The 22,389-nt window shown below is 71.3% G+C and carries 22 protein-coding genes and 3 pseudogenes; 11 read left to right on the top strand and 14 right to left on the bottom strand.

Features of this window, described 5'->3' with window-relative positions:
* The 5 genes and pseudogenes from ACZ4LX_RS04655 to ACZ4LX_RS04635 all read left to right on the top strand — a co-directional run.
* Positions 1–988 (top strand): annotated as a pseudogene (locus tag ACZ4LX_RS04655) (histidine kinase); the annotation flags it as partial.
* On the top strand, positions 985–1,488 hold the full coding sequence (locus ACZ4LX_RS04650) for a roadblock/LC7 domain-containing protein (RefSeq protein WP_095936611.1): 504 nt from the start codon (positions 985–987) through the stop codon (positions 1,486–1,488). The pseudogene ACZ4LX_RS04655 and the gene ACZ4LX_RS04650, both read left to right, overlap by 4 nt.
* On the top strand, positions 1,485–1,904 hold the full coding sequence (locus ACZ4LX_RS04645) for a DUF742 domain-containing protein (RefSeq protein ID WP_028802135.1): 420 nt from the start codon (positions 1,485–1,487) through the stop codon (positions 1,902–1,904). The genes ACZ4LX_RS04650 and ACZ4LX_RS04645 overlap by 4 nt, the downstream gene beginning before the upstream one ends.
* Positions 1,885–2,523: a GTP-binding protein gene (locus ACZ4LX_RS04640; protein ID WP_095936613.1), complete on the top strand. Its 639-nt coding sequence runs from the start codon at positions 1,885–1,887 to the stop codon at positions 2,521–2,523. The genes ACZ4LX_RS04645 and ACZ4LX_RS04640 overlap by 20 nt, the downstream gene beginning before the upstream one ends.
* 31 nt (positions 2,524–2,554) lie before the next feature.
* Positions 2,555–3,808 (top strand): styrene monooxygenase/indole monooxygenase family protein, encoded by a 1,254-nt coding sequence (locus tag ACZ4LX_RS04635; protein WP_467711740.1) that lies wholly within the window; start codon positions 2,555–2,557, stop codon positions 3,806–3,808.
* 135 nt (positions 3,809–3,943) lie between these two features.
* Here the strand turns inward: ACZ4LX_RS04635 and ACZ4LX_RS04630 are convergent, their stop codons facing one another.
* The gene (locus tag ACZ4LX_RS04630; RefSeq protein WP_467711738.1) at positions 3,944–4,339 is read right to left on the bottom strand and encodes a hypothetical protein; all 396 of its coding nucleotides are present in this window, start codon (positions 4,337–4,339) and stop codon (positions 3,944–3,946) included.
* Positions 4,340–5,307: 968 nt separating this feature from the next.
* Here ACZ4LX_RS04630 and ACZ4LX_RS04625 point away from each other — a divergent pair.
* Together ACZ4LX_RS04625 and ACZ4LX_RS04620 are read left to right on the top strand one after the other, a co-directional pair.
* Entirely contained in the window at positions 5,308–5,847 is a 540-nt protein-coding gene (locus ACZ4LX_RS04625) for a hypothetical protein (RefSeq protein WP_467711737.1), read from the top strand.
* The gene (locus ACZ4LX_RS04620) at positions 5,844–6,230 is read left to right on the top strand and encodes a hypothetical protein (RefSeq protein ID WP_467721085.1); all 387 of its coding nucleotides are present in this window, start codon (positions 5,844–5,846) and stop codon (positions 6,228–6,230) included. Before ACZ4LX_RS04625 ends, ACZ4LX_RS04620 begins: the two co-directional genes overlap by 4 nt.
* Positions 6,231–6,448: 218 nt before the next feature.
* On the opposite strand, the gene ACZ4LX_RS04615 is transcribed toward ACZ4LX_RS04620, so the two are convergent.
* The 4 genes from ACZ4LX_RS04615 to ACZ4LX_RS04600 form a co-directional block, all read right to left on the bottom strand.
* Entirely contained in the window at positions 6,449–7,600 is a 1,152-nt protein-coding gene (locus tag ACZ4LX_RS04615) for a C40 family peptidase (RefSeq protein WP_467721084.1), read from the bottom strand.
* 102 nt (positions 7,601–7,702) lie between these two features.
* Positions 7,703–8,047 carry a hypothetical protein gene (locus ACZ4LX_RS04610; RefSeq protein WP_467711732.1) on the bottom strand — a complete coding sequence of 115 codons (345 nt, stop codon included), beginning with the start codon at positions 8,045–8,047 and terminating at the stop codon, positions 7,703–7,705.
* A gap of 64 nt (positions 8,048–8,111) precedes the next feature.
* A complete protein-coding gene (locus ACZ4LX_RS04605) occupies positions 8,112–8,837 on the bottom strand; it encodes a TetR/AcrR family transcriptional regulator (RefSeq protein ID WP_095936619.1) in 726 nt (241 codons plus the stop codon).
* Between the two features lie 178 nt (positions 8,838–9,015).
* Positions 9,016–9,951, bottom strand: coding sequence for an AurF N-oxygenase family protein (locus ACZ4LX_RS04600; protein ID WP_345650399.1), 936 nt, complete (start codon positions 9,949–9,951; stop codon positions 9,016–9,018).
* 138 nt (positions 9,952–10,089) lie between these two features.
* Between ACZ4LX_RS04600 and ACZ4LX_RS04595 the strand changes: the two genes are divergently transcribed.
* Entirely contained in the window at positions 10,090–11,196 is a 1,107-nt protein-coding gene (locus ACZ4LX_RS04595; protein ID WP_467721080.1) for a ferritin-like domain-containing protein, read from the top strand.
* A gap of 46 nt (positions 11,197–11,242) precedes the next feature.
* Here ACZ4LX_RS04595 and ACZ4LX_RS04590 read toward each other — a convergent pair whose 3' ends face one another.
* From ACZ4LX_RS04590 to ACZ4LX_RS04560, 7 genes are all read right to left on the bottom strand, one after another.
* Entirely contained in the window at positions 11,243–11,704 is a 462-nt protein-coding gene (locus ACZ4LX_RS04590) for a DUF3291 domain-containing protein (RefSeq protein WP_467711730.1), read from the bottom strand.
* Positions 11,705–11,748: 44 nt separating this feature from the next.
* Entirely contained in the window at positions 11,749–13,206 is a 1,458-nt protein-coding gene (locus ACZ4LX_RS04585) for a penicillin-binding transpeptidase domain-containing protein (protein WP_467711728.1), read from the bottom strand.
* Between the two features lie 19 nt (positions 13,207–13,225).
* Positions 13,226–14,602, bottom strand: a complete 1,377-nt coding sequence (locus tag ACZ4LX_RS04580; protein ID WP_467721077.1) for an FtsW/RodA/SpoVE family cell cycle protein — start codon at positions 14,600–14,602, stop codon at positions 13,226–13,228.
* Between the two features lie 114 nt (positions 14,603–14,716).
* Entirely contained in the window at positions 14,717–15,175 is a 459-nt protein-coding gene (locus ACZ4LX_RS04575) for an SH3 domain-containing protein (protein WP_467721075.1), read from the bottom strand.
* 150 nt (positions 15,176–15,325) lie between these two features.
* Positions 15,326–16,585: an ATP-binding protein gene (locus ACZ4LX_RS04570; RefSeq protein WP_467711724.1), complete on the bottom strand. Its 1,260-nt coding sequence runs from the start codon at positions 16,583–16,585 to the stop codon at positions 15,326–15,328.
* Positions 16,582–17,400, bottom strand: coding sequence for a hypothetical protein (locus ACZ4LX_RS04565; protein ID WP_467721073.1), 819 nt, complete (start codon positions 17,398–17,400; stop codon positions 16,582–16,584). The genes ACZ4LX_RS04570 and ACZ4LX_RS04565 overlap by 4 nt, the downstream gene beginning before the upstream one ends.
* A 419-nt stretch (positions 17,401–17,819) precedes the next feature.
* Complete coding sequence (locus tag ACZ4LX_RS04560; protein WP_467711721.1) at positions 17,820–18,329, bottom strand: protein-tyrosine phosphatase family protein; 510 nt, start codon at positions 18,327–18,329, stop codon at positions 17,820–17,822.
* Positions 18,330–18,427: 98 nt separating this feature from the next.
* Here ACZ4LX_RS04560 and ACZ4LX_RS04555 point away from each other — a divergent pair, with 98 nt between their 5' ends.
* Entirely contained in the window at positions 18,428–19,231 is an 804-nt protein-coding gene (locus ACZ4LX_RS04555; protein ID WP_467711719.1) for a nuclease-related domain-containing protein, read from the top strand.
* Between the two features lie 93 nt (positions 19,232–19,324).
* Here ACZ4LX_RS04555 and ligD read toward each other — a convergent pair whose 3' ends face one another.
* Positions 19,325–20,206, bottom strand: a complete 882-nt coding sequence (gene ligD / locus ACZ4LX_RS04550; RefSeq protein WP_467711718.1) for a non-homologous end-joining DNA ligase — start codon at positions 20,204–20,206, stop codon at positions 19,325–19,327.
* Between the two features lie 58 nt (positions 20,207–20,264).
* On the opposite strand from ligD, the gene ku reads away from it, so the two are divergent.
* Entirely contained in the window at positions 20,265–21,461 is a 1,197-nt protein-coding gene (gene ku, locus ACZ4LX_RS04545; RefSeq protein ID WP_467711716.1) for a non-homologous end joining protein Ku, read from the top strand.
* 63 nt (positions 21,462–21,524) lie between these two features.
* On the opposite strand, the pseudogene ACZ4LX_RS04540 reads toward ku, so the two are convergent.
* Positions 21,525–21,752 (bottom strand): annotated as a pseudogene (locus ACZ4LX_RS04540) (beta-ketoacyl-ACP synthase); the annotation flags it as partial.
* A 326-nt stretch (positions 21,753–22,078) separates the two neighbouring features.
* Between ACZ4LX_RS04540 and ACZ4LX_RS04535 the strand changes: the two are divergent.
* Positions 22,079–22,288, top strand: a pseudogene (locus tag ACZ4LX_RS04535) (site-specific integrase); the annotation flags it as partial.
* Between the last annotated feature and the right edge of the window lie 101 nt (positions 22,289–22,389).

Here is a 22,389-nt window from a genome sequence, read left to right as displayed (position 1 = left end):
GCTCGCCGCCGCGCCCTCCGCGGCCGTCCCCACGACCGCGCGGCACGTCGGGGGCGCGCCCTCGGTGACCCTCCCCGGAGCGGACGCCGAGGCCAACTCCAACGTCCTGCGCGGGCGTGCGGCGCTCACCGCCTCGGACCCCGCCGGGGACGAGGACCCGCTGATCGTCGCGGCCCAGGCGGCCGTCCGCGAGGCCGACACCGACCCCCGGCCCGAGGACACCGACCGGCCGCAGGACACCGAGCGGCCGCAGGACGCCGTCGCTCCGGAGCCGGAGCGGACGCCGGAGCCGGAGCAGGCGCCCGAGGCGCCGGCCGCCGCCGAGGCGCACCGCGTGCCCGGACCCCGGCGCGAGGCCGAGCCCCGGATCGCGCCCGAGGCGGACTTCGCGGACACGTCGGCACCCGAGACCACGATGGAGCTCCTGCTCCCGTTCCCCCCGGCCGAACCGGCGGCGCCGGAACCGACCACGTCCGGACCGACCACGCCCGAGACCGGAGCGCCCGGGACCGCGGCCCCCGCGCCGCAGCCCGGCCCGGCGGCACCCGAGCCGGAGCCCGAGCCGGTGTCCGCACCCCGGGCGGAGACCTCCCGCACCACGGGAACGGCTCCCCGGTTCTCCGGCCCCGCCGCCGGCGCCGCCCAGGACGCGGACGGAGCCGCCCAGGCGGCCACCGACCCGTACGCCATAGGCCCGGACACCCACGAGCGTGTCCCGGACGAGACCCCGCCGATCACCGACAAGGGCCTGCCCAAGCGGACACCGAAGATCTCCGCGCCCGCCCCGGCCCCCCGCCCGCGCACGGGCGGTGTGGACGCCGAGGCACTGCGGCGCAGGCTCGGCGGCTTCCACCGGGGCGCCGTCGAGGGCCGTCGCGACGTGGAGGCGGAGATCGCCGAACGCACCACGGAGACCAACGCGCCGCAGACGCTCAACGCGCGAGACGCAGAAGCATCGGGGGGAACCGTCGAGGAGGCAAGCAGTTGACCGCGTCCAGTACCTTCGGCCTGAGCAGTGAGGCCCGCAATCTGCACTGGCTGCTGACGAACCTCGTCGAGGAGGTGCCGGGACTCCTGTCGGTCGCGGTCGTCTCCTCCGACGGGCTGCTGCTGCTCTCCTCCGACCCCGGCAGGAACGCCGAGGCCCGGACGGCGGAGACGGAGCGCCCCAGCGGCCCCAAGGGATCCTCCGCGGACCTCGCCACCATCGTCTCCGGCATCGGCAGCCTCACCATCGGCGCCGCCAAGCTGATGGACGCCGGCGGGGTGAAGCAGACGATGGTCGCGATGGACGAGGGCAGCGTCTTCGTCATGTCGATCAGCGACGGTTCGCTGCTCGGGGTGCACGGTTCGCCGGACTGCGACATGAGCGTGGTGGCGTACCACATGGCGCTCTTCGTCGGCCGTGCCGGACATGTGCTGACCCCCGAACTGCGCAGTGAACTCCGAAAATCCCTTGAGTCCGACTCGATGGGGAGTACCCGATGAGTACGTCGAGCAGTACGTCCGCCGCGGCCCGGCTCCCGGTGCGCGGCGGCGATCGCAAGCCCGCCCGCGTACGGCCCTATTCGCTCACGGGCGGCCGGACCCGCTTCGGGCACGTCCTGCTCGTCGAGACGTTCGTGGCGGCGCTGGAAGCTCCCGAGGAGCGCAAGGAACTCACCGACGGCCGGCCCGCGTACCGGGTGATGCCCGAGATGCGCGCCATCGTCGAACTCTGCCGCCGGATGCGGACGGTGGCCGAGATCGCCGCCCTCCTCAGGATGCCGCTCGGCGTGGTCCGGGTCCTCCTGAGCGACCTGGCGGACCAGGGAAAGATCCGCGTGTACGGAACAGGTCACGGCCCGGGACAGCCGGACCGCGCTCTGCTGGAAAGGGTGCTGAGTGGACTCCGTCGTCTCTGACGCCGCCCCTGGCGTCGCCCCTCTCCTCGACGAAGAGGAGAATCTGCAGGCCTGGCAGACGGACCGCACCCGCGCCCCGATAGCCACCAAGATCGTCGTCGCGGGCGGCTTCGGCGTGGGCAAGACCACGCTGGTCACCGCGGTCTCCGAGATCCAGCCCCTCCAGACGGAGGCGCTGATGACACAGGCCAGTGAGGAAACCGACGACCTCACCGGTACGCCGGACAAACTGACCACCACCGTGGCCATGGACTTCGGCCGCATCACGCTCGACGACGACCTGGTGCTCTACCTGTTCGGTACGCCGGGTCAGCAGCGGTTCTGGTTCATGTGGGACGACCTGGTGCGCGGCGCGATCGGCGCGGTGGTCCTCGCCGACACCCGCCGCCTGTCGGACTGCTTCCCCGCACTGGACTACTTCGAGAGCTGCGGACTGCCGTACGTCGTCGCCGTCAACCACTTCGACGGCAGCGAGCGGTTCGAGCCCGAGGACGTGCGCGAGGCCCTCACGGTGCCTCCGCACATACCTGTCATGATCATGGACGCGCGTCGCCGGATCTCGGTCGTGGAGACCCTGCTGGCCCTGGTCGGCCACGCGCTCGAAGTAAGCCCCGAATAGGGACGCCTAGGTCCTAGGAGAAACAAGCCGCATGCGGAAGATACTCGTCGTCGGAGCCGGTCAGTCCGGACTCCAGCTCGCCCTCGGCCTCCAGTCGCACGGGTACGAGGTCACCCTGATGTCGAACCGGACGGCGGACGAGATCCGTACCGGCCGTGTCATGTCGACGCAGTGCATGTTCGACACGGCCCTGCAGCACGAGCGCGATCTCCAGCTGAACTTCTGGGAGTCCCAGGCCCCGAAGATCGAAGGGCTCGGCGTCTCGGTCGCCGCCCCCGGCTCCTTCGACCCGGGCCCCTCGCAGCGCGCGATCGACTGGGTGGGCAAGCTCGACGGGTACGCCCAGTCGGTCGACCAGCGGGTCAAGATGGCCGGCTGGATGGAGACCTTCGCCCAGCGCGGCGGCCAGCTGGTCATCCACGGCGCCGCGGTCTCCGACCTCGACTACTTCTCCCGCACCTACGACCTGGTGCTGGTCTCGGCCGGCAAGGGCGAGCTGGTGTCGATGTTCGGCCGCGACGCCTCCCGCTCCCCGTTCAGCGAGCCGCAGCGCGCCCTCGCCGTCGCCTACGTCCACGGTCTGGGCCCGCGCCCCGAGCACCCGGACTTCGACGCGGTCCGCTGCAACCTGGTCCCGGGCGTCGGCGAGCTCTTCGTGATGCCGACCCTGACCACCTCCGGCCGCGCCGACATCCTCTTCTGGGAGGGCATCCCCGGTGGCCCGCTCGACGTCTTCAACGGCGTCAAGGACCCCGCCGAGCACCTCTCCCTGACCCTGGAACTCATGGAGCGGTTCACGCCCTGGGAGTACGCGCGCGCCACCAAGGTCGAACTGACGGACGCGAACGGCACGCTGTCCGGGCGCTACGCCCCGACCGTGCGCAACCCGATCGGCCGGCTGCCCGGCGGCGGCCTGGTGCTGGGCGTCGCCGACGTGGTCGTGGCGAACGACCCGATCACCGGCCAGGGTTCCAACTCGGCCTCCAAGTGCGCGGCCGCGTACCTCGCTTCGATCCTCGAGCAGGGCGACAAGCCCTTCCACGAGGAGTGGATGCAGGCCACCTTCGACCGCTACTGGGACACCGCCCAGCACGTCACGAAGTGGACCAACGCGATGCTGGGCGTGCCGCCGGAGCACGTCCTGAACCTCATCGGCGCGGCCGGCCAGCTCCAGCCCGTGGCGGACCGTTTCGCCAACGGCTTCGACAACCCGGCCGACTTCGAGAACTTCTTCTTCGAGCCGGAGAAGGCGGAGGCGTACCTGGCGTCGGTCGCCGGGGCGTGACATCCGTCTGACCGGCGCCCGGCCGTTCGCTGCCGGTCACCCTCGGACGGCCCAGAGACGGCCGGCGTCACCCGTCACGTACGAGACTCAGGGCCCCTGGACACCACGTCCGGGGGCCTCCGAGTCCTGATCAGGTCAGGCGAGGTTGACGGTCAGGGAGCCGTTCGCGGGCTTCTTGATCGGGATGTTGCCGACCTTGTACGTGTTCGTGTCGCCGTCCTCGTCGACGCAGACAACCTTGGCGGTGCCGGTCGTGCCGCCCTTCGGAATGCCTCCGAGACTGACGCTGTACTTCTCGACCTTGGCCTCGCCAGGCGGCTCGTCCGAGTCGGCGGTCCCCTTCTTGGGGGTTATCGTCACTGTCTTCGGTGCTGAATCAGGGAATTTGGCGCAGCTCACGGTTCCAGTGACAGTGACCTTCACGGCGGCGTGCGCTGTGCTGATTGTCGCCAAGGATGCGGCGAGCGTCAGCGAGGCCACGACCGCGACGGGGCCGAGTGTCTTTCTTCTGGTGCTGCTGAAATTCCGCATTTCAGACTCCCGTACCGATTTCAGACAGCTTTGTCGAGAGTGCCGGACTGCGTAGGATGCAGGCCGCAGCGTTGCACCGCGTATGTTCGACTGCGCCGTCATATGGCTCCGTGCGCCCGCCGTCGAGGCCCGCACCCGACCGCTGATTCATGCAATGGGGTCGGCCGTGCGTCGCGCTGGATGACGCCGAATGTCATTGGTGAACCGGTTGACTCCGGTATTTCCACGCCGACTTCCTTGCGTGCCCAGTGCTTCTTCAGGCGTGGCGTTCGTCATTCGAGCCTAGCCAGAGGCAGGCATCGTGTCCACTTTTGTCCCCATCTGCTTGATTGACAGCTAAATCACTGCGGCAGCGCAGCCGACTGCCGGTCGGAATGGTTGATTTCGAAAGTCGATGCTTGTGGCACGCCGGCGCCGTGCGAACGCTCTGGACGGCTCTGTATGAGGTTGCCCGAGACGAAAATCGAGACGAACAAGAGACCTGTGACCCTCCAGCCTCACACGGCACTGGCCGCCGGGCTTCGTTCGCTACCTTGTCATGAGGCGCCAGGACTATGGGGGGTTCCATGGCCAGCTTGCAGCCCAAACCAAAGCCAAAGCCGCAGATTTCGCCGCCCGTGGTGGAGCGGCGCACGTCGCAGCCTCCGGAGCCGGCGCGGACGCCGACGCGGGGGGAGCCGTTGCCGCGGACGCCGTCGGGGGCGGAGCCGTCGCCGCGGACGCCGGTGCGAGGGTCGCGGGCGGTGGAGGTGTCGTCGTCGCAGACGCCGGCGCGGGGGTCGGGGTCGGTGGAGGTGCCGTCGCTGGAGACGCCGGCGCGAGGATCGCGGTTCGACGGGTCATCGCCACGGACATCACCGGCCGTCGGGCCGCGGCGGTCCTCGCAACCCGTGAGAGAGTCTCCTCTCGACCCGGGCGCCTCGTCCGGAACGGTCCAGCGCGTTAGCGTCGACACGCCGGACACCTTGATGGTGCTGTTCCTCGGCGAGATCACCAACAGCCAGGTGGCGATCAACAATGGCACAGTGACTCAGACCATGATGGAGGGGTTGTCCGAGTCATATCGGGCGAGTGCGGCCCAGAAACCCCGTCAGCCTGACGGGGATTCCCCGTCAGGCAACAGTGCCTTGCCCGGTGAGCCGGCAGGGAAGTCCATGCCGACGGCAACGGCCGGCGAAATCAGCGCCTCATCGGCACCGAATCGCTCTGTGGAAGAGCAGCTGCTCCGCGCGCTCGACGACCTGCTGGCCGGACTTGATCGACTGGGATTGGACACCGGTGCTCAGCACGCCGTCCGGAGGGCAGTGGCGGAGCTTCAGCTCGAGCTGAATCGCACCCCGGTCGACGTGGCGCGCGTTCACGCGGTCATTGCACAGATCCGTGCCCAACTGGCAGGGAAACTGCGGGAACCTGGATCCTCACCGGCTGATTCGCGTGTCGGGAACGGTTCACACGCACCTGAGAGCCGGCGAGACCACGGCGGACTCGCGTCAGGAGCGGGGTCATGACGACTACCGGTGGCCCTCAGTTCCACGGGCCCATACATGGAAGTCAGATCGCGATCGGCAACCATGATGTGTCACAGCTGCACTATGTGACCGCTGACGGCGGCCTCGGTGACCGTCTCACCGTGGCGGTGAATTCGGCCCTGGAGGCGCTGGAGAATCTCAGGCTCGGTGTCGAGGAAGAGGCTGCGGTACGTCAGGATGCGGAGGCCGCTCTGGAGGAGGCGACGGAGCCGGAGCCGGACGTAGGCCGCCTGCGTCGTTTGCTGGGGCGTATCCAAGGTGTGCTGGCTCCGATAGCCGCGGGGGCCGTCACGGGTGCTGCCGACGGGACGGCCGAACTGGCACACACGGTCATTGCCGATCTTCAACAAGCTCTCCCTTGAGACGCGGAGGAGCAAGACCGCCAGGCGACAGGACGATCGCAACTGCGTACGACACGGCTCGACACGGGCGTGACGGCCCACGGCCCGCTATGAGCCTCCTGTCGGGGACGTCTTGCAGGTGAACGGCCTGCAGGGCCGTGGGCGCACCGCTCCGGGCCGGAGAGGACCGAGGCGTACCTGGCGTCGGTCGCCGGGGTCGCCTGATCGTCGGCCGCGGGCTACGACGTCCTGTTGTTGCCCGTGTCCGAGCCCTTCGCCGCCGGTGCCGGGAGCTTCGGCGGGGTGTAGTGCCGCAGGGGCTTCCCGGCGGGGTCGGGGCGGACCGCGCCGAGCAGCGGGTTCGCCGCGATCGGTGACACCTTCACGTTGGTTCCCGGCCGCGGCGCCTGCACCACCATGCCGTCGCCCAGGTACAGGGCGACATGGGTGGCCTCGGGGAAGTAGATCACCAGGTCACCGGGGCGCAGCTCGCTCAGCGGGATCCGCGGCAGCCGCGCCCACTGCTCCTGGCTGGTCCGGGGGATGGGATCCCCGGCGTGGACCCACGCCTGCGAGGTCAGCCCCGAGCAGTCGTAGGACTTCGGGCCCTCGGCACCCCACACGTACGGCTTCCCGATCTGTCGCACGGCGTACCGCACCGCCTTCTCGCCCTCCCGCGACGGCGGCTTCGCGCTGCTGAGCGAGCCCGAGGCCAGGAACTTCTTCTGTGCCTCGGCCACGCCCGACTTCTCGAACCGGTCGAGCTCGGCGAGCTGATCGGCGGTCAGCGAGGCCAGCAGGTCCTGCACCGCGTCGAGCCGCTCGGTCACATCGTCCCGGTCCTTCTTCTGCCGTTCGGCGAGGCCGAGTTGGGTGTCGAGCGCCTTGCGGGCCGCAAGCGCCAGCGTCTCCGTGCGCTTCTCGCTCCCCGTCACCCGCTTCACCGTCTCGGCGCGCTCCAGAGACAGCTGTTCGAGTACGTGGCCCTGGTCGAGGGCGTGCTGCGGATCGCGGGCGAGCAGCAGCCGCACGTACGAGGAGATCTCGTCGCTGCCCTGGTACTGCTGGCGGGCCAGCCGCCCCGCTTCCCCGCGGCTGTCGTGCAGGGACAGGCGGGCCTGCGCGAGGTCGGCGTCGAGCCGGGTGACCGCGGCGCGCTGCTTCTTCAGCTTGTCCGCGGTCGCGTTGTACGTCTCGGTGGCGCGTTCCGCGTCCCGATAGAGCCGCTGAAGGTCCGTCAGCAGCTGGGCGACGGAGCGCTGTCCGGAGCTACCCGCCTGGCCGCCCGTGCCCGGGCCGGGTTCCGGGACGGCCGCCGCCGGCGTGGGCGCGAGCAGCATCCCGGCCGCGACCGCCGCCGTACAGACCAGACGCAGAAGCCTTCCTGACACGTCATCACCTCCGGTGCCGGGGTGGTACCTCCACCTCGCACCGGCAGGATGGGACGAGCGCATCCCGATCGCGCGCAGACTGGCCGCTTCGGCCCAAGAAGGTCACTCGTCGGCATGGGGGTCCGGCGTGGCGCCGCCGGCCGTCTCCCCGCTCCTGCCCTCGGCCCCGGTCGTGGTCCCGCCCTTGTTCTTGGACCACGGCCAGACCAGCCCGCGTCCCCGCTTCCCCTCGGGGTCGTACTCGTACTTCCACCCCTGGTGGAGCCCGAGCCGCTTGCTGCGGCCCGCTTCCACGCGGCGGTAGACGAGCACGGTGGGCGGGCCGCCGTCCTTGTCCGGCACCGGGACGCGGTAGGTCTTCGGCGGATGTCCGGTCGGCCCGAGCAGGATCGGCAGCACCCGTCCGTCGAGGGGGCCGCCCACGAAGGGGGTGTCTTGGCTCTTCACGCCCCCAGTGTCACAAACGCCGCGGTCGCACCGGCCCATCGTCCCGGCCGCGGCGGCACGCGGGTCACAGCAGGTGCGCGGCGTCCCCGAGTACGGGGATCACCCGGCGGGCCAGCGAGCCCACCGCCCCGTCCGCCGTCTCCATGGCCAGGGCCGCCTTCACCACCGCCGCGGTCTGCGCGTCCCTGCCCGCACCCGCCGCGAGCGTCGCGACGAACTGCTCCACGAGCCAGTCCCGCAGCTCGTCGAGCGGCGGCTCCTTGTCCTCGTCGAGCCAGATCAGCGAGGCGGCCTCCACGGCGGTGATCCACATCCGCACGGTCATGCGCAGCCGCGGCCCGGGGTCGCGGACGGCCAGATGATCGAGGATGTGCTGGGCGGCGGCCCGGCGCACCCCGTCCACGATGGCCGTGGTCCGGGACGTCTCCACGACACTGCCGCCCTGGAGCAGGGCACTGAACCCGGCGTCGTGCTCGTCGACGAAGGCGAGATAGCGGTCGAGAGCCCGCCCGAGCCGCTGGGTGAGCGGCCCCTGCGGCGGCTCCGCGAAGCACTGCTCCAGCTCCTCCGCGGCGGACCGCAGGGCGGCCTCGTACAGCTGCTGCTTGCCGCCCGGGAAGTACCGGTACACCAAGGGCCGCGACACCCCGGCCGCCTCGGCCACGTCGTCCAGCGAGACCTCCTCGGGCGCTCGCTGGGCGAACAGCGACAGCGCCGCGTCGAGGAGCTGGCTGCGCCGTTCCTCGACGCTGAGCCGACGGTATGCGGGGGTGGGCGCCTGCGAGGTCATGTCCGGCAGCGTAACCGGACAGCGACGGACAGCCCTCACGAGCCCGCGACCGCCCCGCGCGGGAGGGCCGGCATCAAGGCCCATGGCCACCCCGCCTCCCGGACCGCCCGGCCCGAGGCACCCGTGCGCGATGCCCGGCCCCGCCCGGGCGGACGCCCGTACGTCGGGAGGGCGGGGGTCAGGCCAGCAGGCCGGACGACTTCCACAGCCGGCGCCCGGCGCCCCGCAGCACCCCGATGTCGTCGAGGAAGTCCGTGAGCCTCTTGGCGCCGGTCTGCATCACCTCGCGGCGGTGGCCACTGGCCTTGACCTGGGCCAACGCCTCGCGCTTGTCGAGTCCGACGTTCGTGTAGACCTCGGGATTGACGAAGGCGACCGAGAAGACGCGCGCGAACTCACCGGAGGTGAGCCGGGTGAACTCCTGGGACCAGCGCGGGGCGGTCACCATCTGGCGCCGCAGCTCCTCCCGCGCGTAGCGCACGTGCCGTGCCTCCTCCACCACGTGGATGCGGGTGACGCCGCGGACGAGGGTCTGCACCCGCTCGTCGGGGAAGGTCAGCCGCTGCATCCAGTCGAGGATCTCCTCGCCGAGCAGCGTGGCCGTGAAGGACCCGGGCGTGGTCGAGATGGTCTTGAAGAGCCGCCCGAGGTTCTGGTGGGCGCGGCTGACCGGGTAGTACGGCGTCCCGCCGCGGGTGATCAGCCGGGCGAACATCTTCGAGTGCCGGCACTCGTCCTCGATCTCGGTCAGCGCGTAGCGCACGTGCGCGCTCGTCGCCGCCTTGTCGTAGATGTGCCGCACCAGCAGCTGCATGAGGATGATCTCGAACCAGATCCCCAGCGACGCCAGGGCCGCGGCCTCGTGCTGCGAGAGCGCGATCCGCTGCTCCTCGCTCATCCGCCGCCACAGCGGGGTGTCGTACAGGGACACCAGCTCCGGGGGCCAGAACCACTTGCCCTCCTCGAAGGGCGCCTCCCAGTCCAGCTCCTTGTCCGGATCGAAGGAGTGCTTGGCGGAAGAGTCGAGCAGCCGCTCGGCCACCTGTTCCCGGTCCTTGAGCCGACCGAGCGCGTCGCGGAGACCATCAAGTGCGTCTTCCGTCACCGTCGTCATGACTGTTCCCACCTCGTCGTACGGGATCTACAGGAGTTACCGGCGGTCACGTCTTATGAGACTGCTTGTCAGCAAGCTCGTCAATCCCCTGCGCGCGACTTGTTGACGACGCGTCTACCCCGTGTGAGCCTGCGATGTATGTCCACTCATGAGCTGTACGCGAAGGGCGCGGGGGATCCCCACTGGGAGGTTCCGGCCTCCGGGGCGGCACGTTTCAGCTGGGAGTACGACGACGGTCGCGACCGGCTGCTCGCCCTCTACCAGAAGGGCAAGGACAAGCAGTGGGACGGCCAGAAGCGCATCGACTGGGCGCTGGAGGTCGACCCGCACGACCCCCTGGGCACCCCCGACGAGTCGATGACGCTGTACGGAACCCCGTACTGGGCGAAGCTGACCGACCGGGACAAGGGCGAACTGCGCATGCACTACGCCTCCTGGCAGTTCAGCCAGTTCCTGCACGGCGAACAGGGCGCGATGGTCTGCGCGGCGCGCATCGTCGAGTCGGTCCCCGACCTCGACGCCAAGTTCTACTCGGCCACGCAGACGATGGACGAGGCCCGGCACGCGGAGATCTACGCGCGCTTCCTGCACGAGAAGATCGGCATGCTCTACCCGATCAACGACAACCTCCAGGCGCTCCTCGGCGACACCCTTCGCGACTCCCGCTGGGACATGCCGTACCTCGGGATGCAGGTCCTGATCGAGGGACTGGCCCTCGCCGCCTTCGGCATGATCCGCGACACCACCGACAAGCCCCTGCCGCAGCAGATCCTCGCCTACGTCATGCAGGACGAGGCCCGCCACGTCGCCTTCGGCCGCATGGCCCTGCGCGACCATTACCGGCAGCTCTCCGACGCCGAACTGCGCGAGCGCGAGGAGTTCGTCATCGAGGGCTGCTACCTGATGCGGGACCGGCTGCGCGGCACCGAGGTCCTGGAGAACTTCGGCATCCCGAAGGCCGAGGCCGAGGAGTACAGCGAGCAGTCCGAGTTCCTGCACCTGTTCCGCCGGCTGCTCTTCAGCCGCATCGTCCCCTGCGTCAAGGACATCGGCCTGTGGGGCAAGCGACTCCAGCAGGCCTACGTCGACATGGGCGTCTTCGAGATGGGCGACTCCAACCTGGACCTGCTGATGGCCCAGGACGAGGAGATCGCCGAACAGCTGGACGCGCGGCGGTTCGCCGAGGAGGAGAAGGAACGCGTCGCCGAGGTGGCGGACGCCGTCGAGCAGGGCGCGCAGTCCTGACCGGCCGGACCGGGCCGGTCGGGCCGGCCTGATCCGAACGAACCCCCTAGTCCTGCGGAGGGAACGACGTCCGCAGGGTGAACGCGTGCGCCGTCGGCCCGTGCTCACGCAGGTGGAGGAGACGGGCCTCGGCCTCCCGCACGGTGGGCCTATGCCCCGCCGGGACCCACCACAGCGCCGTCACCGCCTCGTCGAGGCGTTCGAACCACTCGCGGCGGCGGGCCAGCAGCTCACGGTGCTGCCCCTGGTACATGAACGCGGTCAGCGCGTTCGCGTCGCGCCAGGTGGACATGTTGACGATCAGCCAGTCGTCCCCGAACACGGGGACGTCCGTCGCGTTGCCCGACTCGCTCTGCAGCCGCCAGACGAAGCCGTCCGCCGCGTCCGCGACGGCGTTCACGGGGTCGAGCGCCTCCACGAAGTCCTTCAGCGGAGGCGAGTCCAAAGGTGCTTTGAGACGGGCGATGTTCACCTGGGCGAGCTCGTGCACGGCAGGGGACTGAGTCATGACCGAACGTTAGGTCGGCGTGGGCGCCGGGCGACACCCCCGTCTCAGAACCCGAGCACCGCCCTCATCACCGCCTTGGCGATCGGCCCCGCGTTCCCGCCGCCGCTGATCTCCCCGCGGTCGGCGGCCGCGTCCTCGACGACGACCGCGACAGCCACCGCCGGCTCCAGCGAGCCCTCGGCCTGCGCCCAGGAGATGAACCATGCGTAGGGCACCCCGGAGTTGCCGATCCCGTGCTGGGCGGTGCCGGTCTTGCCGCCGACGGTGGCGCCGGGGATGGCGGCGTTCCTGCCGGTGCCCTCGCGCACGACGTCGGTCATCAGCTCGCGCATCTGCTGCGCGGTCGCCGGGCTCATCGCCTGGTGGAGGGTCCGCTGCCCGGTGGTGGCGACCGTGCGGCCCCCCTGCGTGGTCGTCCGCTCCACCAGGTACGGCGCCTTGACCGAGCCGCCGCCCGCGACGGCCGACGAGATCATCGCCATCTGGAGGGGAGTCGCCCGGGTGTCGAACTGCCCGATGGAGGAGAGCGCCAGCTGCGCCCTGTCGAGCGTCAGGTCGAAGTTGCTGGGCGAGACGGAGAACGGGATCTTCAGCTTCCGGTCGTTGAAGCCGAAGTTCGCCGCCGCCGCCGTCATGTCGCCGAGGCCGATGTCCACGCCCAGCTTCGCGAAGACCGAGTTGCAGGACCATTCGAAGGCGTACCGCACGGAGGCGTCCTCGCAGCCGTCGACCTCATTGGTGAGCGAGGTCGTCGTGCCGGGGAGCCGGTAGGGGTCGGGTGACTCGGTCGGCGCGTCGAGATCCCTCACCACGCCCGCGTCCAGCGCCGCGGCGGCGGTCACCACCTTGAACGTCGACCCGGGCGGATACGTCTGGCGGATCGCGCGGTTGAGCATCGGCTTGCTCGGCGAGTCGTTCAGCCGGTTCCAGGCCCGCGTCGCCGCAGGGCCCGTCCCGGACAGCTCCGCGGGGTCGTACGACGGCGTGGACACCAGCGCGAGGATCTTCCCCGTGGCCGGTTCGAGTGCGGCGACCGCGCCCCGGCGCCCGGCGAGCCCGTCGTACGCCGCCCGCTGGGCCGCCGAGTTCAGGGTGGTGACGATCTTTCCGCCGGGGTTCTGGGCGCGGGTGACGTCGTTCCACAGGGGGAGCGGGGCGAGCATCGGGTCGGTGCCGGAGAGGATCTCGTCGCCCGCGTTCTCCAGGAACGTCGTCCCGTACAGCTGGGAGGCGAAGCCGGTGACGGGTGCGTACAACGGGCCGTCCGTGTACGTCCGTTCGTAGCGCAGCTGCTCGCCCGTGTCCGCGGAACCGGTGATCGTCCTGCCGTCGACGAGGATGTCCCCGCGCGGCTGCTCGTAGCGCGCGATCGCCTGACGGCGGTTCGCCACGTTGTCGTCGTAGGACGAGGCCAGGAAGACCTGGACGCGGGCGGCGTTCACGAGGAGCGCGACGAGCAGCACGGCGCACAGCCCGGCGGCCCGGCGGATGTACTTGGTCATGGCGCGACCTCCCGGCCGTTCACGGCGCCGCCGTCCCGTCGTACTGGCTGCGGGCCACGTCGCTGATCCGGATCAGCAGCGCCACGATGATCCAGTTGGTGACGACCGACGAGCCGCCCTGCGCGAGGAAGGGCATCGCCATCCCGGTCAGCGGGATCAGGCCGGTCACCCCGCCCGCGATCACGAACACCTGGAGCGCGACGATCGACGCCAGGCCGATCGCCAGGAGCCGCCCGAACGGGTCGCGCAGCGAGAGGCCCGCCCGGTAGCCGCGCTCCACGAGCAGGGCGTAGAGCAGGAAGATCGCCGACAGTCCGGCCAGCCCCAGCTCCTCGCCCGCGGTCGCCAGGATGAAGTCCGACTTGGCGGCGAAGCCGATCAGGATGGAGTGGCCGAGTCCCAGGCCGGTGCCGGTCACCCCTCCGGCGGCGAACGAGAAGAGGGACTGGGCGAGTTGGTTGGGCCCCTGGCCCGCCTCGATCGAGGCGAACGGGTGCATCCAGTCCTGCACCCGGCCGTGCACATGCGGTTCGAGGCGGCCGACGACCATCGCGCCCGCGCAGGCCAGCAGCAGCCCGACGGCGATCCAGCCGGTGCGGCCGGTGGCGACGTACAGCAGGATCACGAACAGTCCGAAGAACAGCAGGGACGTCCCCAGGTCCCGCTCCAGCACCAGCACGCCGACGCTCAGCAGCCAGATCGCGACGATCGGTCCCAGCACCCGGCCGGTCGGCAGCTGGAGGCGCTCGAACCGCCAGATCCGGCGGCCCGCGTAGGCGAGCGCGTTGCGGTTGGCGGCGAGGTATCCGGCGAAGAACACCGCCAGCAGCACCTTCGCGAACTCGCCCGGCTGGATGGAGAATCCGGCGATCCTGATCCAGATGCGGGCGCCGTTCACCGCCGGGAAGAAGATCGGCAGCGTCAGCAGGCCCAGCGCGGCGACCACGGAGACGTACGTGTACCGCTGGAGCACCCGGTGGTCGCGCAGGAAGAGCACGGCCGCGATGAAGAACGCGACGCCCAGCGTCGACCAGATCAGCTGGATGGGTGCGGCCTGGTCGGCCGGGGTGTCGAGGTCGAGCCGGTAGATGAGGACCAGTCCGAGACCGTTGAGGAGGACGGCGATGGGCAGCAGCAGCGGATCGGCGTACGGCGCACGCAACCGCACGGCGACGTGCGCGAGGAGGGCGAGCACGCCGAGCCCGGCGCCGTATCCGGCGGCGCCGGGCGGGACGGTGCCGTTCCGTGCGAGCCCCACGGCGCAGTAGCCGCACACGCAGAGCAGGACGGCGACGACGATGAGGGTGAACTCGATGCCACGGCGCCGGGGCAGGCGTACGGCCGGGGCGGGCGGGTCCGCCACCACGGTCGTTCCGGGCAGTCCGGGCTGGATCATGTCCGGAACGTAGCAAGTGGTGAACCTGATGTCCCGTTATGTAGTGATAAACGCGCTGTTCCGGTGTACCTCACGGGGGTGCCGTCCCGGTGAGGTACACCGGTGAGCCGGAACTCAGCACCACGGGGGCGTGGTGCCGAAGGTCTCGATGGAACGGGCCGGGGCCCAGGACCAGGTGCCGTCGGCGAGCAGGTACCAGAGCGTGTCGCCGTCGACCGGCTCGCCATTGGTCTTGCAGAAGATCCCGACCGGTTCGCCGTGCCGGGCGATACGGACCAGCCGCCCGCCGCGGAACGGGTCGCTGCGCAGCGCCAGCCCGCGGGGAGCGTCGACCCTGCCCCGGATCAACAACCCTTCGTCGATGCCGCTGAACCCGAAGCCGAACCCGTCGTCGAAGCCGATGCTGCGCCCGATGCCCGTGTCGAAGGCGGCGCCGGCCTCCAGGCTGCGGTCGACGTCGAGCCCCGAGACCGTCGCCTCGTCGGCGAGGGCGGGGCCGGCACCGGCGAGGGCGAAGAGGCTCGCGGCGGCGACCGCTATGCCGAGCCTGCTGCACGTGGACCGCAGGAACATGGGGGACTCCTCCGAGTAGGCGCGGATCTGACTTATCGCCACATTAGGAGCGGAGTCGGGCGGGCGCAGGTCACGCTGCGCCATCGGGGACCGGGAGCCGCCCGGGCTGCTCCGTACGGTCGTCCGCCGGGCCCGGCACGGGTGAGGCGCTCAGGCGGGACCGGACTGAGGGAGCATCAGCGTCGCCACCGCGCCGCCGTCGGGCGCGTTGGTGAACAGCAGCCGGGCGCCCAGCACCTCGGACTGGCCCAGCGCGATCGTCAGCCCGAGCCCGTGCCCCTTCGCCCCGCCCTCCGTGCGAAAGCGCTGCGGCCCGTGCTCCACCAGGTAGTCCGGATAGCCCTCGCCGTGGTCCCGTACCGTGACGACCGGCCCGTCCACCGTCAGCACCACCGGCCCCGTGCCGTGGTTGTGCGCGTTCGCCAGGAGATTGCCGAGCACCCGCTCCAGCCGCCGCCGGTCGGTCTCCACCCGCGCGTCCCGTACGACCCTGACCTCGGTGTCCGTCCCGGACGCGCGGACCACCCGCTCGGCCAGCGGGGCGAGCTGCTCCGAGTCCAGGTCGAGGCGTTCGCTGCGCGCGTCCAGACGGGAGATCTCCAGCAGGTCCTCGGTGAGCGTGCGCAGTGCCGCCACCCGGTCGCGCACCAGCTCCGTCGGCCGCCCCGGCGGCAGCAGTTCGGCCGCCGCGTGCAGCCCGGTCAGCGGGGTGCGCAGTTCGTGCGCCACGTCCGCGGTGAAGCGCTGCTCGCTCAGCAGCTTGCTCTGGAGCGACGACGCCATGGTGTCGAGGGCCCCCGCCACGGCGGCCACCTCGTCCTGCGGGCGCGTGGGGTCCTGCGCGCACGGGTCGTTCACACGGGCGTCCAGATCGCCCGCGCTGATCCGCCGCGCCACCAGGGCCGTCGCGTGCAGCCGTCGTGTCACCCGCGTCACCGCGAACGCGCCCACCAGCAGCGTCGCGCCGATCGCCAGCGCCGACGACCACACGATCGACCGGTCCAGGGTCTGGATGGTGTGGGCGCCCTGCGCGTAGTCGTACTGGACGGCGAGCGCGCGTCCTCCGTCCGCGGGTCCGGCCGCCCACATGGTGGGGTGCGCCGTCCGGTCGGCGACCATCGTGCCGCGCTTCCCGCCCGCCGCCAGCGCGCGCAGCGTGACCGGCAGCCCGGGCGGGTCGATGCCCGCGCCGGCCGGCAGCCGGTCGCCCGCCTCGTACGCGGCCGTCACGTCCGTGAGCCGGTCGAGCGCGCGCCCGCGTGCCTCGCCGACCGTCTGGTTGGTCACCGAGACGTGCACGAGGATCCCGAGGAGCGCGGCCAGGCCGCAGCACATCACCGTGATGAAGGCGGCCGCCTTCCAGGTGAGGGTGGCGGTCCAGCGCGGCAGACGCAGGAGAGGCCGCCTCATGAGGCCCTCGCGGAGGGTGCGGGCGTGCGTGCCGACGCGGACGGCGAGAACGACGGCGCCGACGCGGACGGCGGGGCCGGCGGCGCGGCGGAGGGTGTGGGAGTGCCGGAGGGCGTGGGGGTGGCGGTCCCGGAGGGAGGCCCGACGCGGAGGATCTCGTCGCGCGTCGCCAGCATCGCGTTCTGGTGCGGATCCCAGCTCCAGACCGTACGGAACTCGTAGCCCGGCAGCGTCGACGGCGAGCGGATGATCACCTCGCGGCCCGCCAGCTCCACGCTGACCACCCTGTCCGAGGTCCCCATCACCTGCACCAGCCTGTGGTCCAGGAACGTGTAGACGCGCACGGCGAGCTGGTCCGCGGGGAAGCGGATGCCGAGCACCATGTCGTCCTTGCCGTCGCCGGTCAGATCGCGGTAGTACGCCTGGAGGACCGGGCACCTCTCGCCGGTCGCGCCCTTCTTGCCGCAGTCCTTCAGCCGGTCGGCCGTCTGCGCGTACGTCGCGTGCGGGCCGCTGTACTCGGCCGGGTGCGCGGCGACCTCCGCGCGCACCACGGCGAGCGGGTCCACCTTGTGGATGTCGTCGCCGGGCGCCGTGATCCCCTTGACCGTCTCGGTGTCGGCCTCCCCGTAGTCGATGGCGGGCGTGGAGGCCGGCGGCAGCTCGGGCCACAGCCGGGTCGGGCCGACGGCGGTGGGCGTCGCGCCCGCGCCGCGCAGGTCGCCGGAGTCGCCGCAGCCCGCCAGTGCCGCCACCAGCAGGGCGCTCGCGGCGGCGGCACCGAGTGCTGTGCGCGTACGGCGGCTGTGGATCACTGCACTCCCGCGTCCGGGCCACCCCGGCCCGCAGGCGCTCCGGCACGGGGTCGGCGTGGAGAACGATGTCGTCGAAGCGGTGACCGTCCGCGACCGGTTCGCGACGGGTGTGCGGACACGGCGCGGGACGATCGGTCGCCGTATACACCTTATTCGTATGGAAGTCCTTTTTGTTCACTCGCCGGGCCGCGCCGCCGTCCCGCGGACCGCACGCGTCCACCTGTGGACCGCACCCGCCCACCCGCGGACCGCAGCCGTCCTCCCGCGGACCCCACTCGTCCTCCCGCGGGCCACGTCCGTCCTCCCGCGGGCCGTACGCTCCTGTCGGGCGGTGCGCCTGCCCCGGCGGCGTCGGGTGCGCGCCCGGATCGGACCGCGCGCGACCCCTGTGGTCGCGGCCGCGCGAGCCTCCCGCCGGGTCACGGCTCCGCGAGCTCCTCCAGGAGCCGGGCGGTGGCGAGGCCGGCGCGCAGGTACTCCTCGAAGAGATCGTTGTGCAGCGCCCAGGGCGAGCGCCGGCTCCGTATCAGCCGGATCGCCTCGTCGGTGGAGTGCCCGGCCAGGACGAGCGCGTGCGCCACGACCAGGCCCGAACGGTTGTAGCCGTGGTAGCAACGGACCAGTACCCGGCGCCCCGCCTCCAGGGCGTCGTCCGCCGCCTGGGCGAGCCGGATCACGCCCGCCAGTTGCGTACCGTCGAGGGGGCCGTCCGGAATCGGCCATACGTGGTGCTCTATCCCCGGGTCCGGCCCGTGCCCCGGCAGTCGCAGCAACGTGAGCACGAGGTCGAACTCGTCGTGCACGACGGCGAATTCCGGCTGCCCGGCGCGGCCCGCGAACGCGTGCCCGCCCATCCACAGGCCGGGCACGATCTCGCTCCAGGGGCTGTCCGGAGCCGGTACATCGGGTTGTGTCCTGCGGGTCCGCAACGGCGCCTCCCACCCAACTCCCCAGCTGTCCACAAAGGTATCCGGGTTCTTGCCCCTGGAGCACCCCGCCTGTTCCCATGGTCGAGGGGTGATGGTGCATGAAGGGACTGCGCGTCGTACCGACCTGGCGGCACGGTCAGGAGCGGCTGTACGTGTGCCTGACGGACGGCAGGAACGTCGCCTGGTACGACCGCGAGACGGCCCGGGTCAACCTGCTCAGCGAGGATCGGCGCGAGGACGTGCTCGACGCGCTCGGCCCGTTCCTGGCCGGCCCCGTGACGGTGGGCCCGCCGCCCGTCCCGACCCCGGCCGAGCTGGCCCGGCTGACCCTCCACCCCGACGACGACCTCGCGCCCAACCGGCCCGGCGAGGCACTGGTGGTCGCCCTCGACCGCGACCCCGGCCCGCCGCGCCGTCTGCGGCCCGACCCGCGGCGCCGCGCGCTCGCCGCCGAGCAGGCGGTCGGCGAGGCCCTGGACCGGATGGAGGGCGCGGGGTGGCACACCCTCCACTCCGTGCCCCTGCCCGGCGGTGAACGCATCCACCACCTGGTCGTCGGCCCGGCCGGCATCTTCGCCGTGCGCACCCTCTACGCGCGCAAACAGCGCGTCCTCGTCACCGACCCGATGGTCACCGTCGGCCGCCACGAACCGCGTCCGCTGCTGCGCCTGCTCCGCGCGGACGCCGATCGCGCCGCGTACGCGCTGACCGCCGAGGTCCACCCCGTGCTGGCCGTGGCGGGCCCCGCCACCCTGGACGTCGTGGCACCACCGCGGGAGATCCGCATCCTCCAGGACGCCGATCTGCCGAACCTGGCCCGCCTCGGCGGCGTCCTGAAGCCGGCCGACGTCGAGGCCCTCCACGCCATGGCCCGCGACCGGCACACCTGGCTGCGGGTCTGAAGCGGCGAAGCGCCGCCCCGGGCCGTGCGAAGCGCCGCCCCGGGCCGTCACGCAGGGCGGCCCCGGGCCGTCACGCAGGGCGGCCCCGGGCCGTCACGGCAGGGCGGCCGCCCGCCCCGCGTCGAACAGGGGCGCCAGCAGATCCCCGTACCGCTCCAGCCTCGGCACGACGTCCGGCGCGAGGAAGGCGAGCTGCGACGCATGTGTGCAGGACGCGACCTCGTCCCACGTCACCGGCGTGGACACGGTGGGCTCGGGCCGCGCCCGCAGCGTGTACGGCGTCGCCGTGGTCTTGCGCGCCGCGTTCTGGCTGAAGTCGACGAACACCTTCCCCGGCCGCAGGTTCTTCGTCATGCGGTGCGTGACCTGCCCCGGCATCGCCCGCTCGGCCTCGACGGCGAGTCCCTTCGCGTACGCGCTGACGTCCTCGGACGGCGTCGGCGCGACGGGGGCGAGCAGATGCAGCCCCTTCGCCCCGGACGTCTTCGCGTACGCCTCGATCCCGTCCTCGCCCAGCCGCTCGCGCAGCCACAGGGCCACCTCGCAGCACTCGACCACCGTCGCCGGCGCCCCCGGGTCCAGGTCGAGGACGAGCCGGTCGGCGATCCCGGGCGTGCCGATGGTCCACTGCGGCGTGTGGAACTCGGTCACCAGGTTCGCCGCCCACATCAGTGAGGCGAGGTCCTGGACCAGGACCATGCGGGCGGGCCCCTCCATGCGCGGCACCTCGGCGGTCGTGACCCAGCCGGGCGTACCCGGCGGCACGTTCTTGGTGAAGAAGACCTGGCCCTCGGGCCCGTCCGGGTAGCGCAGGAAGGACACCGGCCGGTCGCGCAGGTGCGGGAGCAGGGCGTTTGCCACCGTCGCGCAGTAGTGCAGCACCTCGCCCTTGGTGAAGCCGGTGGCGGGATAGAGGACCTTCTCCAGGTTGCTGAGCGCGAGCCTTCGCCCCTCCACCTCCGTGATCGGCGTCATACGATGAGAATCCCATGAAACCGGCTGATATCGGATATCGATCGGAAGGATGCCGCACGTGCGATCCATCTGGAACGGCGCCATCTCCTTCGGCCTGGTCAGCATCCCCATCAAGCTCGTGAACGCCACGGAGAGCCACTCGATCTCCTTCCGCCAGATCCACACCGACGACGGCGGCAGGATCCGCTACCGCAAGGTCTGCGAACTGGAGGACCGCGAGGTCACGACCCCGGAGATCGGCAAGGCCTACGAGGACGCCGACGGCACGCTCATCCCGATCACGGACGAGGACCTGGCCTCACTGCCGATCCCCACCGCCAGGACCATCGAGATCGTCGCCTTCGTGCCGGCCGACCGGATCGACCCGCTCCAGATGGACACCGCGTACTACCTCTCCGCCAACGGCGTGCCCGCCGCCAAGCCGTACACCCTGCTGCGCGAGGCCCTGAAGCGCAGCAACAAGGTCGCCATCGCCAAGTTCGCCCTGCGCGGGCGCGAGCGGCTGGGCATGCTGCGGGTCGTCGACGACGTCATCGCCATGCACGGCCTGCTCTGGCCGGACGAGATCCGCGCCACGGACGAGGTCGCCCCGGACACCGGTGTCACCGTCCGCGAGCAGGAACTGGACCTCGCCGACGCGCTGATGGACACCCTCGGCGAGGTCGACCTCGAAGACCTGCACGACGACTACCGCGAGGCCGTCGAGGAACTCATCACCGCCAAGGCGTCCGGCGCGGAAGCGCCCAGCGTGCCCGAGCGCGAGGCGGGCGGCGGCAAGGTGCTGGACCTGATGGCCGCGCTGGAGAAGAGCGTGCGCGCGGCCAAGGAGTCGCGGGGCGAGGCAGCCGGCGGGGAAACGGGCGGGGAGGAAGCGGGTGCGGCGGAAGCGGGCGGCGAGGCGGAGGTCACCCCGCTCCCGGCCCGCCGCAAGTCCGCCCGTACGGCACCCAAGGAGGTCGGCGGCAAGAAGTCCACGTCGACGAAGCGGACGGCGGCCAGGAAGACCACGGCCCAGAAGTCGGCGGCGCACAAGACGACGGCGCACAAGTCGACGGCGCACAAGTCGACGGCGCAGAAGTCGACGGCCCAGAAGACGGCCGGCCACAAGACGGCCTCGGGCACGGCGTCCAAGAGCACGTCCAAGAGCACGTCCAAGACCGCCAAGAGCACCGGCAAGGAGGCGGCGGCCAAGAAGACCGCCGCCAAGAAGACGGCCGCGAAGAAGACGACGGCACGCAAGCGGGCGTCCGCCTGAGGGCGGGCTCGGTGGGCCTCGGCGGGTGTCCCGCCCTCGTACACGGGTCCGGCGGGTCCGGGGTCAGGCCGTACGGCGCAGGGCCAGCACCGCGTTGTGACCGCCGAAGCCGAAGGAGTTGCTGAGCGCCAGGTCCCCGAGGGCCGGAAGGGCACGGGGAGCCTTCGTCACCACGTCCAGCGCGATGGCGTCGTCCTGCTCCTCGCAGCCGATGGTCGGCGGGATCAGGCCGTGATGGAGCGTGAGGACGGTGGCCACCGCCTCCACCCCGCCCGCACTACGCGGTGCATGAGCAGACCACCTGGGCCGGGGCTTTGTCGGCCACACTCGCATGGGGTGCGGTCGCTCTGGCAGTCGGACCCATTCTGGGACTGGCGGGGAACCTGGCACGCAAGCGTGGACTTCGCGGTCTCCCCTTTCGACTGATGATCCCACTACTGGCTGTCGTGGAGACGTCGGCGCGGCTGCGAGCCGAGGTCTCAGTACAAGGGCCAGTCGGTGAGACAGCATGGACCATTACCCGCCTTGCAGCGGTAGCTGCCTGTCTCGCCCTGGCCGCACACACAATGCTGATCAACCGGCGGCACCGGAGTGAAGGGTAAAGCCCTGCGGCTCACCGGGAGTCCGCCTACGTCTTCACCACTCGCACCGGTCGCCCGGGCGAGCCACGGAACGTCGACCACTCCTTCACGCGCATCGCCCAGTCCGCCGGCCTCCGCGTGATCCGGCTGCAGGACGCCTGCCACGGCACCGTCAAAGGCCTCGGACCAAGATCGGTCCGGGGCGTTTGCCTATGTGTCCTCGGCAGGGTTCGAACGATGGTCACGAGGATGCAGCCAATGCGAAGATCGAAAAGGCGCTGAGGGAGGAGGGCGACGCGGCCTGGTCGCCGCTGCATCGCGCTGAGACCCACCCCTTGCTGGGGGTG

The organism is Streptomyces sp. NPDC026062, assembly GCF_055568375.1.
The sequence above is the reverse complement of the archived record's forward strand: the minus strand, read 5'-3'. Positions and strand labels throughout refer to the sequence as shown.